Below are 16,564 nucleotides of genomic sequence, written 5' to 3' on the forward strand. Positions count from 1 at the left end.
AGGGGAGAAGGGGAAACGTCACTCGCGTGCCGTCGCCTTGAGCGCCGCGATGACGTCCTCGCGGGCGATGATTCCGACCAGCTTCTGCGCTCCGTCGAGCACGATGATGCTCCTGATGCGGTGCTCGACCATGATCTGGAGCACGCGCGTCAGCCGCGTGTCGCGGCTGACATAGATAAAGTCGGGCGTCATGACGTCGCCGATTTTGCGGCTCATCAGGTCGTGGTAGCGCGGCAACATCTGGCTCGGCGTGAAGGCGAAGCACTTCAGGATGTCGAACTTGGTGACGATGCCGACGACCTGCCCGTCGTCCTCGACCGGATAGGAATTGAAATCGTCGCGTTCGAACATCTCGCTGAGCGCGAGCAGGTCGAGGTCGCGCCTCACCGTCCTGACGTCGTGCGTCATGTAGCCGTCGACGGTCTGCTCAAGGAATCTGTACACGGCGCGTCCTCTTTGATTCGTCTTGCACCGCTCCCGCGTCAGTGCGACAGCAGCACACAGCGGGCAGATTGAGTGACCAGATATTGGGTGACGCCGCCGAGGATCAGCTCGCGGAAGCGCGAATGACCGTAGGCACCGGCGACGATCAGGCTGGCGCCGACATCGCCGGCAATCTTCTCCAGTTGCCCGGCGACAGTTTCGTTGCGGGCCGCTTCGGAAACGCGCGCGATCGCGGTCACGCCATGGCGGGCAAGCCACGCTGTCACGTCGGTCACGCCAGCGACCGCGGCGGGGCGATCGTCGTCGCCTTCGGGAATTGCAAGGACGGTGACATCCCTGGCCTTGCGCAGGATCGGCAGTGCATCGGCCAGCGCCCGCCGGGCTTCCGGCGTATCCTTCCACGCCACCAGGACGCTGCGCAGGTCGAGCCAGTTGACGCCGTCAGGCACGACCAGGATCGGCCGGCCGGCTTGCATCACCAGATCCTTTGGGCTCGCGAGCGCGAAGGCGTCGGAGAAGGCCGGGCTCTGCCCGCCGGTAACGACGATGTCGGCGCAACGCGCCTGGGTGAACGTAAAGCGCGCCGGGAAATCCATGGCGCTGCGCCATTCCACATGTCCGCCGCGATTCCTGATCGCGGCGCGGAATTGCGCCTCGAGCTCGCCCAGGCGTCGCTTGACCGAGGCTTCTCCCTCATCGATCAGTCCCTGCGCTGCGGCGCCATCGCTGAAGTAGAGCGGCGGCGCGAACTGCGCCGCAGCAACGCCGATGATCGACGCCTCAAATCGTTCGGCAAGCTCGCCCGCGACCTGAAGCCGCGCCTCGTTGGGCTGATCGAGCGCCAGGCTGACCATCACGGTCGCGTATGTCATCGGAGTCTCCGGGGCAATGAGCTTTGATCCGATCGTAAGCCGGCCGCCGGCTGGCAGGATGAGATAGATCAAAACCTTGGATCACCGCGCGCGCCCGAAATCTGCCAATGGTATAAGACATCGGAACTTGCCTCTGGCCCCTCCTTGGGTACATTGCCGACGGCAACGCTGTGCGGTTCCCCGCATCAGAATGGGAGTGATCGTGTGGCGCCGACCCGTGTGATTCATCCGCAAGATGACGGCCGGGGCGAACATTTCCGCGTTCGAATCGAGGGATTTGGCGTCGGGACCTGGGATCTCGATCTCAAGACACTGGAATTGGAGTGGTCGGAGACGGCCAGAATCCTGTTCGGAATCGAATCCGGCCAATCGGTGAGTTACGCGCTGTTCCTGTCCCGGCTGGAGCCGAACGACCGCGAGCGGATCGAGAGTGCGATCCGGCGCGTCTCCGAACGGGGCGGCAGCTTCGACGTGTCGTTCAGGGTCACGGGGGCGTCGGGCAGAGCGCAGTGGATCCGCGCCCGCGCGGGGCTAATTCGGGACGACGCCGGCGCCGCCCGACATCTCAGCGGCATCTTTCTTGACGTCGATGAGGAAAAGCAGGTCGAGGAGACCCTGCGCACCCGCGAGAGTCACCTCCGCTCGATTCTCCAGACGATTCCCGACGCCATGATCGTCATCGACGGCCACGGCATCATCCAGTTCTTCAGCACGGCGGCCGAGCGCCTGTTCGGCTGGGTCGAGTCGGAGGCGATCGGCCAGAACGTCCGCATCCTGATGCCGGAGCCCGACAGCTCACGTCACGACGGCTACATCGCGCGCTACCGCACCACCGGCGACCCGCACATCATCGGCATCGGCCGGATCGTGACCGGCAAGCGCCGCGACGGCACGACCTTTCCGATGCACCTGTCGATCGGCGAGATGCAGTCGGGCGGCGAGCCCTATTTTACCGGTTTCGTCCGCGATCTTACCGAGCATCAGAAAACCCAGGCGCGGCTCCAGGAACTGCAGTCCGAACTTGTCCACGTCTCGCGGCTGAGCGCGATGGGCGAAATGGCGTCCGCGCTCGCTCACGAGCTCAACCAGCCGCTGGCAGCGATCAGCAACTACATGAAGGGGTCGCGGCGGCTGCTCGCCGGAAGCCAGGATCCGAATACGCCGAAGATCGAGAGCGCGCTGGACCGCGCCGCCGAGCAGGCACTGCGCGCCGGCCAGATCATCCGCCGCTTGCGCGACTTCGTCTCCCGCGGCGAATCGGAGAAAAGGATCGAGAGCCTGTCCAAGCTGATCGAAGAGGCCGGCGCCCTCGGGCTGGCAGGCGCGCGCGAGCAGGACGTGCAGCTTCGCTTCAGCCTCAATCCCAATGCCGATCTCGTGCTCGCCGACCGGGTGCAAATCCAGCAGGTGCTGGTCAACCTCTTCCGCAACGCGCTGGAAGCGATGGCGCAGTCGCCTCGGCGCGAGCTCGTCGTCACCAACACCCGCGTCGCCGACGACATGATCGAGATCGAGGTCTCCGATTCCGGCTCCGGCTTCCAGGACGACGTCATGCCGAACCTGTTTCAGACTTTTTTCACCACCAAGGACACCGGCATGGGCGTGGGACTATCCATCAGCCGCTCGATCATCGAGGCTCACGGCGGCCGGATGTGGGCCGAGAGCAACGCATCGGGTGGAGCGACATTCCGCTTCACGTTGCCGGCAGCCGACGAGAACTGATCCATGACGACCAAGGGAATCATCTACGTCATTGACGACGACGAGGCGATGCGGGATTCGCTGAATTTCCTGCTGGATTCGGCTGGCTTCGGCGTCACACTGTTCGACAACGCGCAGGGTTTTCTCGACGCCCTGCCCGGCCTCGCCTTCGGTTGCGTCGTCTCCGACGTGCGCATGCCCGGCATCGACGGGATCGAGCTTCTCAAGCGCCTCAAGGCGCAGCGCAGCCGGTTTCCAATCCTGATCATGACCGGCCATGGCGACGTGCCGCTCGCGGTCGAGGCGATGAAGCTCGGTGCCATGGATTTCCTGGAAAAGCCGTTCGAAGATGACCGCCTCGTCGCCATGATCGAATCAGCGATCCGCGAGGGCGAGCCGGCGGCCAAGAACGACGCCATCGCCCAGGATGTCGCCGCTCGCGTCGCTTCCCTGAGCCCCAGGGAACGCCAGGTCATGGAGGGGCTGATCGCGGGCCTCTCCAACAAGCTGATCGCCCGCGAGTACGACATCAGCCCACGCACCATCGAGGTCTACCGGGCCAATGTGATGACCAAGATGCAGGCCAACAGCCTGTCGGAACTGGTGCGGCTGGCAATGCGGGCCGGAATGCTCAACGATTGAAGTCACCAGGATTGAGGCAAGTCAAAACCGTCCGCCCGCCCTGTGCTACCAGATCGGAATGATTGCGATCAGCTCCCATCCTGAGCGGCTCCCGATGTCGTCACCCGCGAAATTAACCGTCTATGTGGTGGACGACGACGCCGCCGTGCTGGGCTCCCTGCGCTTCCTGTTGGAAACCGACGGTTTTGCCGTGCGGACCTTCAGGAATGCCACGGCGCTGCTCAATGCGGCGAGCCCGTCCGGTGCAGACTGTTACCTGATCGACTACAAGATGCCCGACATCAACGGCATCGAGCTGGCCGGGCGACTGCGCCAGTCCGAGGGCGACACCCCGGTGATCCTGATCACCGGCTATCCCGACTCGAATATCTCGGCCCGGGCGGCGGCCGCAGGCGTGAATGAAGTGATTCTGAAGCCGCTTCTGGACGAAAACCTGATCAAACGCATTCGCCACGCCATCCAGAACCGGGTCCACGCTGACCTACGGGATTCTACGTAAGGCACCCCCCTTAAGATATCTCGCGAAATTTTCGAGGCACCCGATACCGCGTACCAAAGCGTCATCACAACGGAGATGGCGCAGATGCTGACGCAGACGATCAACACCCAGGCGATCAAGACCCAGATCAACGGCAGCAAGATCGCCCCGGGCCATCCCGTCTCCGACCAGTTCGGTGCGATCGCTGGCCATGTCGGCCTCGTTGCCACCGAGTTCTCCTACCGCAAGGAAGAGGAGATCTATGGCGAGGACGAGCCGGCCGAGTACGTCTATCAGGTCGTCACCGGCGCCGTGCGCAGCTACAAGCTTCTCTCCGACGGCCGTCGCCAGATCGGCTCCTTCCACCTTCCCGGCGACGTGTTCGGCCTAGAATCCGGCACCACCCATCGCCTCGCTGCTGAAGCCATCATCGACACCACGGTGCGCCTCGTGAAGCGCGCGAGCCTCGAGAAGGCCGCAGCCACCGACGTCCAGGTCGCCCGCAAGCTCTGGGCCATGACCGCTGGTGAGCTTCGCCATGCCGAAGACCACATGCTGCTGCTGGGCCGCAAGACCGCGATGGAGCGCGTCGCAACCTTCCTGCTCGAAATGGACCGCCGCCTCGCGGTTGCCGGCATGATGGCGCTGCCGATGTGCCGCCGCGACATCGGCGACTATCTCGGTCTCACGCTCGAGACCGTCTCGCGCGCGCTGTCGCAGCTTCACGCCCAGGGCATTCTCGGCTTCTCCGGCGCCCGGCAGATCGTGTTGCGCAACCGGGCACGCCTGCACAATCTGGACGCCTGATCTCCCCTCGCCCACCCCCTCATGGCCGGCTGATTGATTCAGCCGGCCATTTCTTTTGCTGCGATCATGCCCTTGCGCCGCGTCTCCGGCATCACAAGCAGAATGAGCAGAAGTCCCGTCGCCGCGACGCCGGACAGTCCGGTGAACGCCATGGCATTGCCGAATTTATCGCTGACATAGCCGCCGAGCGCGGTGCTCAGCGACGCGCCGATGCCCATGGCCGTGCCGACGATGCCCTGCGCAAGGTTGAAATGGCCGCTGCCGAAGGCGACGTCGGCCACGATCAGCGGGATCATCACCGCGAACACCGCCGCGGTGAGGCCGTCGAACACCTGCACGAGCACCAGCAGATACGGATCGCGCACGGTCGCGAACAGTAGACCGCGAATCGTCAGCGCCGCGAATCCGATCAGCAGTAGCGGCCTGCGACCCCATGCTTGCGCCTTCCGCCCGACGCTCGGCGACAGCAGTGCCACGATCGCCTGCGGCACGACGATGCAAAAAGCGACGAGCACCGTCGCCCACTCGCTCGATCGCGCCGTCACCGCGCTTGCCATCAGCGGCATCATCGACGCGTTCGCGAGCTGTAACAAGAGCACGCTGACCGCGAAGACAACGAGCGGCCGCTGCCGGATCAGATGCCAGATATTGGTGTCGCCGCGATCCTCCGCCTCGCGCGGCATCTCGCCGTGACAGCGCGCGATGTCGACCTCGTGCTCGCGGATGCGAGAGAGCGCGATCAAAGTGGGGATTGCGAGAAGGAAGGTCACCAGGAATACCGAGCGGCTCGACAGCAGATAGCCGGCCGTTCCCATCACCGCGGCCGCAACGCCGTTACCAAGCGAAGCAAATCGCGCATTGCGGCCGAGACGCTCGCCGATCGCGAGCGGGCCGACCAGACCGAGGCTGATCGCCGCGATCGCCGGACCGAGCACGCAGCTCGCTGCCGCATGCAAGGTGGCCGCAGCCACCACCACGGGGAAGATCGGCATCGCCGCATAGGCGAGCGCGCAGCAGCCGATGGTGGCGATCGCGAGGCCGGCGACCAGCCGCTCGGATTTCGCGGCATCGATGATGGCGCCGCCTGGCATCTGGCCGATCAGGGCAACGATGCCCCCGATCGACAGCACGAGGCCGATCTCGACCTGGGTCCATTTCTGGGTCGTCAGATAGACCGCGATGAACGGCCCGAACCCGGTCTGCACGTCGGCGAGGAAGAAGATGAACCAGTCGAGGCCGCGCAGGCTCTGGCGCGACGGCGCCGGAATGCCGGCCGGCGACGGCGCCGAGACGTTATCCTGCTCAACGCGGCCCTCGCGATCCGCATGATTCGACTTCCTCGACAACAGCACCGGCGGCCATCCCTCCCCGCGCCTCACTGAACAGCTTGCAGCGGCTGCAGGCTGCCGGACGCGCCGAGCACCACCATCGGCGTGTCCTCCTTGTATTCTGGCGCGGCTGCGACCTGTGCCTTGGTCAATTCCAGCGTGATGCTGTCCTTCCTGTTGACGATCTTGCCGAACCGCATCGCGTTCCAGTCCACCACGATCTTGCGGCTGCCGACGCCGAGGAAGCCGCCGAAATCGATCACGGCAGCGCGCACGTGCCCGCTCCGATCGACGATGACGTCGACGATGCGGCCCATGTCCTCGTTCGCCGCGCTGAGCACGTCACGGCCAAGCACACCGTGCGCATCGCTCGCGCCGATGATCGTGACCGATGGCGGTGGCGCGGCATTCTTTGGCGTGACGGGGACCGATGACGCCGGCGGCTGCACCGTCGGCGGCGGTGCATTCGCTTCAGTCGCGGGGGCAGGCGACTCCTCCGCGGCACGTGACACGGCGAGCGTCATTCCGCCGACCATCATGACGCCCAAGGCCAACCATCCGGCGGTACGCATGCACCCTCCTTCCGGCGCGCCGCTAGCGCGCCAGCACGATCGAGACCTGAATCTGGCCACGCGTGCGCAACACCTCCAGCGCCACGTCGTCGCCATGGCGGCTGACGCGCAGGTCCACGCTGGACTCGCCAAGACGCAGATCGCGCAAGATCACCTCATGCAGAAACGCCGGCAGATGCGGATTGCGCAGCCGGATCTCGCCGCGCGCCACGTCGAACTCGATGCCCAGCGCCGCCTCCAATAGCGTGAACGCCGTTGCACTGGCCCAGGCCTGCGGCGCGCAGGCGACCGGATAGAGCGTCGGGCCGCGCCGCTTTTCGCGCCGGAAGCCGCAGAACAATTCGGGCAACCGGCGCAGGTCCATGTAGGTCGCGGCGTCGAACAGTCCCTTGAAGACATGCGCGACCGAATGCTTGAGCCCGTAGCGCGCGAGCCCGAGCGCGATCAGCGCATTGTCGTGCGGCCAGATCGACCCGTCATGATAGGACATCGGGTTGTAACGCACCTCGCCGACAGCGACGGTGCGGATGCCCCAGCCCGAGAAGAAATGCGGCCGCATCAAATCGGCGGCGACGAGGCGCGCGCGGTCCTCGCGGATCATGCCGCTGAACAGGACCTGGCCGGCGTTGGAGGTCCGCACCTTGCAGGGCCGCTTCTTGCCGTCGAGTGCAAGCGCATAGGTGCCGAGCTCCTCGCACCAGAACGCGGCCTCGAAACGCTCGGCCAGCGTCTTGGCCTCGGCCTCGAGCTTCTTGGCGAGATCGGGCTTGCCGAGCCGGAGCGCGCAGCGCGCGGCGAGCCGCTTGGCGGCAAAGACGTAACCTTGCACCTCGGCCAGCGCGAGATTGCCTTCCGCAAGCTGGCCATCGGCATGGAAGATCGCGTCGTAGGAATCCTTCCAGCCCTGGTTGGCGAGGCCCTTTTCCGTAGCGCGCTGATATTCGACGAAGCCGTCCTTGTCGGGGTCACCGGGGCCGTCGATCCAGGCCAACCCCGCCTCGATGGCCGGCCACAGCTCGGTCAACGTCGTCTCGTCGCCGGTGCGCTCGAAATAGCTTCCCGCCAGCAGGACGAACAAGGCCGTGGAATCGACGCTGCCGTAATATTGCGCGAACGGTACCTCGCGCAGCGCCGCCATCTCGCCGCCGCGCATCTCGTGCAGGATCTTGCCCGGCGCGGCATCGGCGAGCGGATCGACCGCCTTGGCCTGGAAATGGGCGAGCCGCCGCAGCACGCCCTTGGCGATCCGCGGATCGACCCACAGCATCTGCAGCGCGGTGATCAGCCCGTCGCGGCCGAACGTCGTCGAGTACCAGGGAATGCCCGCATAGGGATAGCGGCCCTGCGGCGTCTCCGTCATCAACATGTTGAGGTCGGCCATGGCCTGGCACAGCACCTCATTGAAGATGTTGTTGGAGGTCTCGATGCTGGTGGCACCCATCGTCGATTGCCGCATCTCGCGGCGATGGGCGAGCAAACTCTGGAAAAAGCGCTCCGGCTTCTCCGCGATCGGCCGATTGCAGGACACGGCCACGAACAGGGATTTCGACTCGTGAGGGTCGAGTTCGAGCTGCCAGGTCGCGGCATTCACCGACAGCTTCGTCGGGCGCGGGTCGAAATGCAGGCCCGTGGTGCGCTCGGCGTCATCGAGACCGCGGTAGTCGAACAGCACGTCGGTTGGTCCCAACAGCCGGCTCGAGCCGATGCCGCGGCGCGGGCGCCGCTCGCCGCGGACTTCGAACAGATCGGCGAAATCGTTGTCGAACAGCAGCGTCAGCGCGAAGCCGGCCGGGCGGTCGCCGTGGTTCTGCACGCCGATGCGCTGATAAGCGGTGCCGCGCCACAGGAAGATCGTGCGCACGATGTGCAGCAGATCCTTTTGCAGCACGAGGCTGCCCTGCCGGTAGATGTCCGGATTGGTGAGATCGACGGTCAGGGCGGAATTGTCGTCGCGCAGGTTCGAGCCCAGCAGCAACGGCTGGAGATCGTCGAGCACGAGCTCGAGCCTCGCGAGGTAGCGCGTGTCGTGATGAAACAGCCCATCGGGCCCGCCGGCCGAAGCGCCGATGTCGCCATGGCTGTCGAGCACGATAAAGGTGTCGTCGTGCTTGAGCGAACGCCGCGGCCGCGCCGACGGTCCCGTCATCGGAATATAGAAAGGCTGCTCCGCGACCTGGTCCACGGTCCGCGTCACGGAGACGAATTGGGTAACGGCTTCAGCCGACATCAGCAGCTCCCCTGCGCTTGTTTCGACAACGCAACCGACTCGAACGCGACTGTTGGTTTACGCGGCGGCCTGGGCGAGCCGGCTCATTTCCTGCGTGACCAGCTCACGATAGGGCCCGTGGCCCTGCATCAGACGCTCGGGCGACCCGTCCTCGATGATCTTACCACCCCTCAACACGACCACGCGATCGAAATTGCGCAGGGTAGCGAGACGATGCGCGATCGCGATGACCGTGCGGCCGCGCATCAGCCGCGACAACGCCTCGCGGATCGCCTCCTCGGATTCGCTGTCGAGCGCGGCGGTCGCCTCGTCCAGCAGCAGGATCGGCGCGTCCTTCAGGAAGGCGCGCGCAATTGCGATGCGCTGGCGCTGACCGCCGGACATCTTGACGCCGCGGTCGCCGACCATGGTGTCCAAACCTTCCGGCAAGCTGTCGATGAAGTCGCAGCGCGCCGCAATCGCCGCCCGCAGCACCTCGTCGTCGGTCGCGTTCGGGCGACCATAGCGGATGTTCTCGCGAATCGAGCGGTGGAATAACGAGATGTCCTGCGGCACGACCGAGATCGCCTCGCGCAGGCTCAGCTGCGTCACCTTGGAAATATCCTGGCCGTCGATGGTGATGCTGCCCTCGTCGGTATCGTAGAAGCGCTGCAGCAGCGTGAACAACGTCGACTTGCCGCCGCCGGACTGGCCCACCAGGCCGACGCGCTGGCCGGGTTGCAGGCGCAGGCTGAAGCGCTCGAAGATCTTTTCAGCCCCGGGATATCCGAAGGTGACATTGTTGAAAGCGATCGCGGCGCCGCTCTTCACCAGCGGCTCGGCCTCGGGGTGGTCGCGCAATTCATGCGGCACCAGCAGCGTGGCAATCGCCTCTGTCAGACGGGCAACGTGCTGGGTGACGTCGACCAGCGCCACCGCGAGATCGCGCGTCGCATTCAAAATGGAGAGACCGAGGGTGCAGACCAGCACGACGTCGCCGGTGGTCGCCCGGCCATCCTGCCAGAGCATGATCGCCCAGGCCATCAGGGCGATCGTGAGCACGACAGTGACGCCGGCATGGATAAGCCGCAGCTTCTCCAGATAGCGCAGGCTGCGGCCGCGTGCGGTGAGCTCCCGGTTCACAGTCGCGTCGAACCGCTCATGCTCGTGCCCGATGCCGCAGAAGGCGCGCACCAGCGGCATGTTGCTGATGACGTCGATCATCTCACCGTCGACGACGGCGGCCTTGTCGGCGAAGTCGTCATGCAGCGGTTTTCCTGCGGCGGCGAGGCGGAACATCGCAAGCACCATGCCACCGGCGATCACGATCAGGCCGAGCGCCATGTAGGGACTGACGGTTCCAATCAGCGCGATGGCCGCAACCGTTGCGATGCACGGCGGCAGCACATTCCATACGAACATGTTCTCGACCGTGAACACCGCATTCGACGTCGCGGTGATGCGGCTCGTCAGCATGCCGGGCATGCGGTCGGAGAAGTAGCTCGGCGCGTGGCCGGTCAGATGACGAAAGATGTCACGGCGCAGATCACCCGTGACACGCACGAAGGTGAAGCTGGCCGTCCAGCTCGCGATCCGCCAAAGGAAATTGTCGGCGGCGATCAGCGTCATGAGGAAAATGAATGCCAGCCATACGCTCCCACCATGCGCAGCGCCGGCCGACAGACTGTCGACAAGGGATTTGACCCCATACTGCGTGCCTACGGAGCAGGCAACGGCCGCGACGACTGCGGTCAGGATCACGAGATGCGACGCGAGCCGACGCCGAAGATAGCGCAAAACAAAGGCAAACGGCCGGTGCGCATACCCAGAAAGATGATCCATGTGATTATCGACCCCGTCGTGATGTTTTCAATTTTTCTGTTAGTCGACTGAACATCGACCACTTCGCCTCGGTTCCCGGGCACACTGATCACGACATCCGGATGCGGGCGTTCTGCGATGATGTGATGGCAGCATCGCGACGAGCATCCGACGTGTCGAATAAGTAACGTTCGGAAGGAGGAACTTCGCAAGTGCGGGAACGTTCCCTTGATTGGCATGCCGGTGCTGAACAGGCGGGGGCTTTCTACAATCATGATCGCACAGAGGAGATGGTGAGATGCGCATCGCGCAGGTTGCTCCGTTGACGGAGGCAGTTCCACCCAAGCTTTATGGCGGCACCGAGCGGGTGGTGCACTGGTTGACGGAAGAGCTGGTGGCTCTTGGCCACGACGTGACGCTGTTCGCCAGCGGCGATTCGCAAACCTCGGCGAAGCTGGACGCGTTATGGCCGCGGGCGCTCCGCCTCGACGGTTCCGTGCGCGATCCCAATGCTCTGCACATGGTGATGCTGGAGCGGGTGCGGCAGAAATGTGACGACGAGGAGTTCGACTTCCTCCATTTCCATCTCGATTATTATCCGTGGTCGCTGTTCTACCGGCAGCCGACGCCGTTCCTGACCACGCTGCACGGCCGGCTCGATCTGCCGGAGCATCAACCGGTTTTCAATACCTTCTCGAAGGTCCCCGTCGTCTCGATTTCGAACGCGCAGCGCCGGCCGGTGCCGCAGGCGAACTGGGTGAGGACGATCCACCACGGCCTGCCCGAGAATCTGCTGACGCCGAAGCAGGCGAAGCAGGAATACCTCGCCGTGCTCGGCCGTATCGCGCCGGAAAAGGGCGTCGATCGCGCCATCAAGATCGCGACGCATTGCGGCATTCCGCTCAAGATCGCAGCCAAGGTCGATCGTGCCGACCAGGATTACTATGACGAGCTGATCCGGCCGATGATCGAGAACAATCCGCTGGTGGAATTCATCGGCGAGATCAGCGATCACGAGAAGTCGGACTTCTTGAGCGGCGCGCTGGGCCTTTTGCTGCCGATCGACTGGCCGGAGCCGTTTGGCCTTGTGATGATCGAAGCGATGGCCTGCGGAACGCCGGTCATCGCCTTCAACCGCGGCTCGGTGCCGGAGATCATTGACGAGGGCCTCACCGGCTTCGTCGTCGAGGACGTCCTCAGCGCAGCCGGCGTCGTCGGCCGCCTGCCGCAACTCGACCGCTCCGTCATCCGCAAGCAGTTCGAGACGCGCTTCACGGCGCGGCGCATGGCGCTGGATTATCTCGCGGCCTATCGCAGCCTTGGCGAGGAACAGGCGCCGCGGATCAAGCTGGTGAGCAGCGCGGAGTAGCAGGAGCACGCGCCCATCCGATCGCGACCGTCATGGCCGGGGCATGTCCCGGCCATCGACATTTGTGGGGCGCGCTCCTCTCTATCAACCGTCATTGCGAGCGCAGCGAAGCAATCCAGACCGTCCCCGCGGAGAGATTCTGGATTGCTTCGCTGCGCTCGCGATGACGGAAGAAGGCTTAGCGCTACCTCACCACCGCCCCCTTCGGCTCGACGATCTCGAACATGCGCGGGAATTCGTCCATCAGGCCCATCAGCTCGGCGAGGCGCATCGGGTTGCCGGCGAATTTGACCTTGCCGGCGGCCACGGCCTCCGGGAAGCTGGTCAGTTTTGCGATCACCTCGTCGAGCGTCGAGCGCGCCAGCGTGAAGCTGGCATCGGCGCTGTCCGCCTGCATGCCCTCTGTGTAAGTCAGCGCGCAGTTCTCCAGATTGAGCACGAAGGTCTCGCCGGTGTCGGAAAAGCTCCAGTTCAGCACGATGTGCTTTCCTTCCGCCTTCGGTCCGTTGAGGCGGATGCCGAGCACGTCCCAGAGCTGTGAGGTGCGCAACGCCGCCAGCGTCTCGCGCGGCATCGGCGGCCGCGCCGGCACTTTCGGCATGCCCTGGCGCAATTCCTGCGCGCCGAACAGATAGGCATTGCGCCAGGTCGCGCTTTCAGCCGCGTAGCCGAGCTGCTCCAGCGTATCCGCGAGCAACGCACGCGCAGCCTGATTGTCCGGCTCGGCAAAGACGAGATGGCCGAGCGCCTGCGCCACGAAGCGGAATTCGCCCTTGTCGAAATCGGCACGCGCCCGCGCGAGGATGGCGTCGGCGCCGCCCATGTACTCCATATATTTCTTGCCCGACTCAACCGGCGGCAGCGGATCGAGATTGACCGGATTGGCGTCGTACCAGCCCAGGTACTTTTGATAGATCGCCTTCACATTGTGCCGAATGTGGCCGTAATAGCCGCGGCCGTGCCAGGCGCCCTCCAGGCTCTCGGGCAGCTGGATCGTCTCGGCGATCTCGGCCGCGGTGAGACCGTGGTTCATCAGGCGGATGGTTTGGTCATGCGCGAACTTATAGAGGTCGCGCTGCTGCCGGATCATCGTGCCGATGCGTTCGCGTCCCCACACCGGCCAGTGATGCTGGCCGCACATCGCCTCCGCCTTGCCATCCCAGAGCTGCAAGGCCTCGCCCAGATATTTCGACCAGGCCAGCGCGTCGCGCACGTCGGCGCCGCGGAACGGCAGCAGATTATGGAAGTTGTGGGTGCAGTTCTCGGCGAGGTTCAACAGCTTGTAGCGCGGGATGAAGAAATGCATTTCCGCGGGCGCTTCGCTGTTCGGCGCCATCTGGAATTCGAATTCGACGCCGTCGATCACGCGCCGGTCGCCGGTCGCCATGATCAAATCGGTCGGCCGCAGCAGCGCCACCGAACCTGCCGCCATCGACTTGCCGAGGCCGCAGTCGACCTGCCCGCGCGCGCCCTTGGCGAGGAGCGGCCCGAACTGGTACTGCGCCCGGCGTAACATCGCAGGTCCCGCGATGATGTTCTCGGAGACGGCATGCTCAATGAACAAGTTCGGCGCGATGACCGGCACGCGGCCGGTCGCGCGTGCATCCTCCTCCAGCACGCCGCGCGCGCCGCCCCAATGGTCGGTGTGGGTATGGGTGAAGATCACGGCCGCAACCGGTCGCTGGCCGCGATGCTTGTAGTAGAGTTCGAGCGCGGCGCGCGCGCCCTCGATCGAGGTCAGGGTGTCGACGACGATGACGCCGCTGTCGCCTTCGATCAGCGTCATGTTGGCGATGTCGAGCCCGCGCACCTGGTAGATTCCGGGCACGACCTCGAACAGGCCGTGCTGCATGTTGAGCCGCGACTGCCGCCACAGGCTCGGATTGACCGTGGCCGGCGCCTCTTCAGTCGACAGGAAGCCGTAAGGCTTGAGGCTCCAGACCGTCCGCCCTTGCGGATTGGTGATCTCCGCGTTCTCGACCGTGCCGAGGAAGCCGCGCGCGGAATCGTCGAAATCCCGCGTGTCGGTGAACGGCAACGCATTCAGCATCGCCGTTTGCTGCGCGATAACGGACGGTGTTGCGCCCTTCGGCTCGTAGCTGGACGTGTCCGTCATCTTGATCTCCTCCCCGCCTGCGTGCGGCATCTAACCGCATCTCGCGGTCGATTGCCATGGTGGGGACGGAGTGATGCGTTTCCCCGCGCCCACAGGTGGAGAGGATGCAGCGTGTTCGCGGGCTACATGCCCAGCAATCTTGGCAGCCACAGCGACAGACCCGGCCAGTAGGTCACGAGCACCAGGAATCCCAGCATCGTCAGCAGCCACGGCCACACCGCGACCGTGAGCTCGGTGATACCCATCTTGGCGATGCCCGAGGCGACGTAGAGATTGAGGCCGACCGGCGGATGGCACAGCCCGACCTCCATGTTCACCGTCATCAGGATGCCGAAATGGATCGGATCGATGCCGAGCTTGATCGCAACCGGAAACAGGATCGGCGCCATGATCAGGATGATCGAGGACGGCTCCATCACGTTGCCGGCCAACAGCAGCAGGAGATTGACGACGAGGAGGAAGCCGATCCAGCCGAGGCCCTGGTCGATCATCCACTGCGCGAGCGCTTGCGGCACGTTCTCGTAAGTCATCAGGAACGAGAACAGGACGGCGTTGGTGATGATGTAGAGCAGCATCGCCGAAAGATTTGCCGACGACAGCAGCACCCGCGGCACGTCTCGCAGCTTCAGATCCTTGTAGATGAACACGGCGACGATGAAGGCGTACACCGCGCTGACGGCGGCAGCTTCGGTCGGTGTGAACAGGCCGCTGTAGATGCCGCCGATCACGATCACGATCAGCAGGATACCCCAGATCGACTTGCGGAACGCATCGAAGCGCTCGTAGAGGGTTGCTTTCGGCATCCTCGGATAGTCGTTACGCCAGGCCCGATAGAACGTCGTGGCGCCGAGCAGCATGGCGAGCACGAGTCCCGGCACGATGCCGGCGATGAACAGCTTGCCGACGGAGGTGTTGGTGGAGACGGCAAAAAGAACCATCGGAATCGACGGTGGAATGAGAATTCCCAGCGAGCCGGAGGTCGTGATCACGCCCGCCCCGAACCTCTTCGGAAATCCCTGCGCGACCATCGCGGGCAGGATCACCGATCCGATCGCCACCACGGTGGCCGGCGACGAGCCGGAAATCGCGGCGAACAGCGCACAGGCGACCACGCCCGAGAGCGCAAGGCCGCCGTACCAATGACCGACCAGCGAAGTCGCGAATGTGATCATCCGGCGCGCCACGCCGCCATGGGTCAGGAAGTTGCCGGCAAGGATGAAGAACGGGATCGCCATGATCTCGAAGCTCTCGATGCCGGTGAACAGCTTCAGCGCCACCGATTCCGTTCGCACGTCGGTCAGCGTGAACATGAAGCTGAGCACGGTCAGGCCGAGCGCGATCGAGATCGGCATGCCCGTGAGCATCAACGACAGCAGAAGGCCGAAAACCACGGCGACACGCAGGCCCTGCGGCAGCGTGATCACGTGCGCCGAATGGGCGAAGCACACGGCCACGATCAGGACCGGCAACAACATCAGGACCCAGCCAAGCGGGCTGCGTTCGTCGCGGACGACCTGACTGCGCGTGACCGGGGCCGGATGGACCGGGTCTATTTCGACGCCCTCGACGCCGGCCATGTCGTGATGCGGCAACTCGCCGGTGCGATAGAACGACCATGCGACCTGCAGGAAGCGGAAGCACATCAGCCCGGAGCCGAGCGGGATGGTGAGATACACCAGCCACATCGGCGCTTCCAAATCGTTGGATTGCTGGCCGGTCTGCCACATCTGGCTGACGAACGCGGCCCCGAAATAGCACACGATGGCGGTAAAAAGGGCGCCGCACATCAGGCCGAACGTGATGACGCGGCGGCGCGATCCGCCGGGAAGGACATTGACCAGGACGTCGACGCCGACATGAATGCCGGTGCGCACGCCGTAGGCCGCACCGAACTTCGCCATCCAGATGAACATGTAGATGCAGAGTTCCTGCGCCCAGGACAGGTCGAGAGCGGCAAGCCAGACGAACGCGGCTCGCGCGGGGACGGCCAGCAAGGTCAGGTTGCGCGCCTCCGCCCATTTGGCGATGTCGATCGACAGCCCGGCGCCATATCGGTGCAGCACGGCAACGAAGATGAGCGATGTCGCGGCCGCGATCATCGTCGCGATTAGCCATTCCTCGAGATGATCGAGCACACGATTCAATGCACGCAGCAACTTGGTCCCCTCAGCTTGGCTCATCATTCAAGAGCAACGGCCGGGAGTGCGA

Annotated in this window: 13 protein-coding genes and 1 pseudogene; 5 read left to right on the forward strand and 9 right to left on the reverse strand. The window is 64.5% G+C overall.

The window, feature by feature from the left end:
* Positions 1 to 18 precede the first annotated feature (18 nt).
* Together IVB48_RS09500 and IVB48_RS09505 are read right to left on the reverse strand one after the other, a co-directional pair.
* Positions 19 to 444: a CBS domain-containing protein gene (locus IVB48_RS09500; RefSeq protein ID WP_247399639.1), complete on the reverse strand. Its 426-nt coding sequence runs from the start codon at positions 442 to 444 to the stop codon at positions 19 to 21.
* 38 nt (positions 445 to 482) lie between these two features.
* Positions 483 to 1,316, reverse strand: coding sequence for a universal stress protein (locus IVB48_RS09505; RefSeq protein WP_247399640.1), 834 nt, complete (start codon positions 1,314 to 1,316; stop codon positions 483 to 485).
* 204 nt (positions 1,317 to 1,520) lie between these two features.
* On the opposite strand from IVB48_RS09505, the gene fixL reads away from it, so the two are divergent.
* The 4 genes from fixL to IVB48_RS09525 all read left to right on the forward strand — a co-directional run bounded on the left by fixL (position 1,521) and on the right by IVB48_RS09525 (position 4,944).
* Positions 1,521 to 3,038, forward strand: coding sequence for a sensor protein FixL (fixL, locus tag IVB48_RS09510; RefSeq protein WP_247288465.1), 1,518 nt, complete (start codon positions 1,521 to 1,523; stop codon positions 3,036 to 3,038).
* 3 nt (positions 3,039 to 3,041) lie between these two features.
* Positions 3,042 to 3,659 carry a response regulator FixJ gene (fixJ, locus tag IVB48_RS09515; RefSeq protein ID WP_247288464.1) on the forward strand — a complete coding sequence of 206 codons (618 nt, stop codon included), beginning with the start codon at positions 3,042 to 3,044 and terminating at the stop codon, positions 3,657 to 3,659.
* Between the two features lie 58 nt (positions 3,660 to 3,717).
* A complete protein-coding gene (locus tag IVB48_RS09520; protein ID WP_247288463.1) occupies positions 3,718 to 4,158 on the forward strand; it encodes a response regulator in 441 nt (146 codons plus the stop codon).
* A gap of 84 nt (positions 4,159 to 4,242) precedes the next feature.
* Positions 4,243 to 4,944, forward strand: coding sequence for a helix-turn-helix domain-containing protein (locus IVB48_RS09525; protein WP_007594028.1), 702 nt, complete (start codon positions 4,243 to 4,245; stop codon positions 4,942 to 4,944).
* Positions 4,945 to 4,982: 38 nt separating this feature from the next.
* Here the strand turns inward: IVB48_RS09525 and IVB48_RS09530 are convergent, their stop codons facing one another.
* Genes IVB48_RS09530 through IVB48_RS09545 form a run of 4 tightly spaced genes read right to left on the reverse strand, consistent with a single transcriptional unit; the run spans position 4,983 to position 10,892 of the window.
* Complete coding sequence (locus IVB48_RS09530; RefSeq protein ID WP_247399641.1) at positions 4,983 to 6,296, reverse strand: MFS transporter; 1,314 nt, start codon at positions 6,294 to 6,296, stop codon at positions 4,983 to 4,985.
* Between the two features lie 23 nt (positions 6,297 to 6,319).
* On the reverse strand, positions 6,320 to 6,844 hold the full coding sequence (locus IVB48_RS09535) for a PRC-barrel domain-containing protein (RefSeq protein WP_247399642.1): 525 nt from the start codon (positions 6,842 to 6,844) through the stop codon (positions 6,320 to 6,322).
* Positions 6,845 to 6,866: 22 nt separating this feature from the next.
* Positions 6,867 to 9,071 carry an amylo-alpha-1,6-glucosidase gene (locus IVB48_RS09540; protein ID WP_247399643.1) on the reverse strand — a complete coding sequence of 735 codons (2,205 nt, stop codon included), beginning with the start codon at positions 9,069 to 9,071 and terminating at the stop codon, positions 6,867 to 6,869.
* 57 nt (positions 9,072 to 9,128) lie between these two features.
* Positions 9,129 to 10,892 carry an ABC transporter ATP-binding protein gene (locus tag IVB48_RS09545; protein ID WP_247399644.1) on the reverse strand — a complete coding sequence of 588 codons (1,764 nt, stop codon included), beginning with the start codon at positions 10,890 to 10,892 and terminating at the stop codon, positions 9,129 to 9,131.
* A 277-nt stretch (positions 10,893 to 11,169) separates the two neighbouring features.
* Between IVB48_RS09545 and IVB48_RS09550 the strand changes: the two genes are divergently transcribed.
* The gene (locus IVB48_RS09550) at positions 11,170 to 12,240 is read left to right on the forward strand and encodes a glycosyltransferase family 4 protein (RefSeq protein ID WP_247399645.1); all 1,071 of its coding nucleotides are present in this window, start codon (positions 11,170 to 11,172) and stop codon (positions 12,238 to 12,240) included.
* Positions 12,241 to 12,424: 184 nt separating this feature from the next.
* On the opposite strand, the gene IVB48_RS09555 is transcribed toward IVB48_RS09550, so the two are convergent.
* From IVB48_RS09555 to IVB48_RS41310, 3 genes and pseudogenes are all read right to left on the reverse strand, one after another.
* Positions 12,425 to 14,356: an alkyl sulfatase dimerization domain-containing protein gene (locus tag IVB48_RS09555; RefSeq protein ID WP_247399646.1), complete on the reverse strand. Its 1,932-nt coding sequence runs from the start codon at positions 14,354 to 14,356 to the stop codon at positions 12,425 to 12,427.
* Positions 14,357 to 14,478: 122 nt separating this feature from the next.
* Positions 14,479 to 15,759, reverse strand: a complete 1,281-nt coding sequence (locus IVB48_RS41305; RefSeq protein WP_245287869.1) for a TRAP transporter large permease subunit — start codon at positions 15,757 to 15,759, stop codon at positions 14,479 to 14,481.
* 219 nt (positions 15,760 to 15,978) lie between these two features.
* Positions 15,979 to 16,539 (reverse strand): annotated as a pseudogene (locus tag IVB48_RS41310) (TRAP transporter small permease); the annotation flags it as partial.
* Positions 16,540 to 16,564 lie beyond the last annotated feature (25 nt).

It is taken from the genome of Bradyrhizobium sp. 76 (assembly GCF_023073025.1).
GTDB lineage: Bacteria > Pseudomonadota > Alphaproteobacteria > Rhizobiales > Xanthobacteraceae > Bradyrhizobium.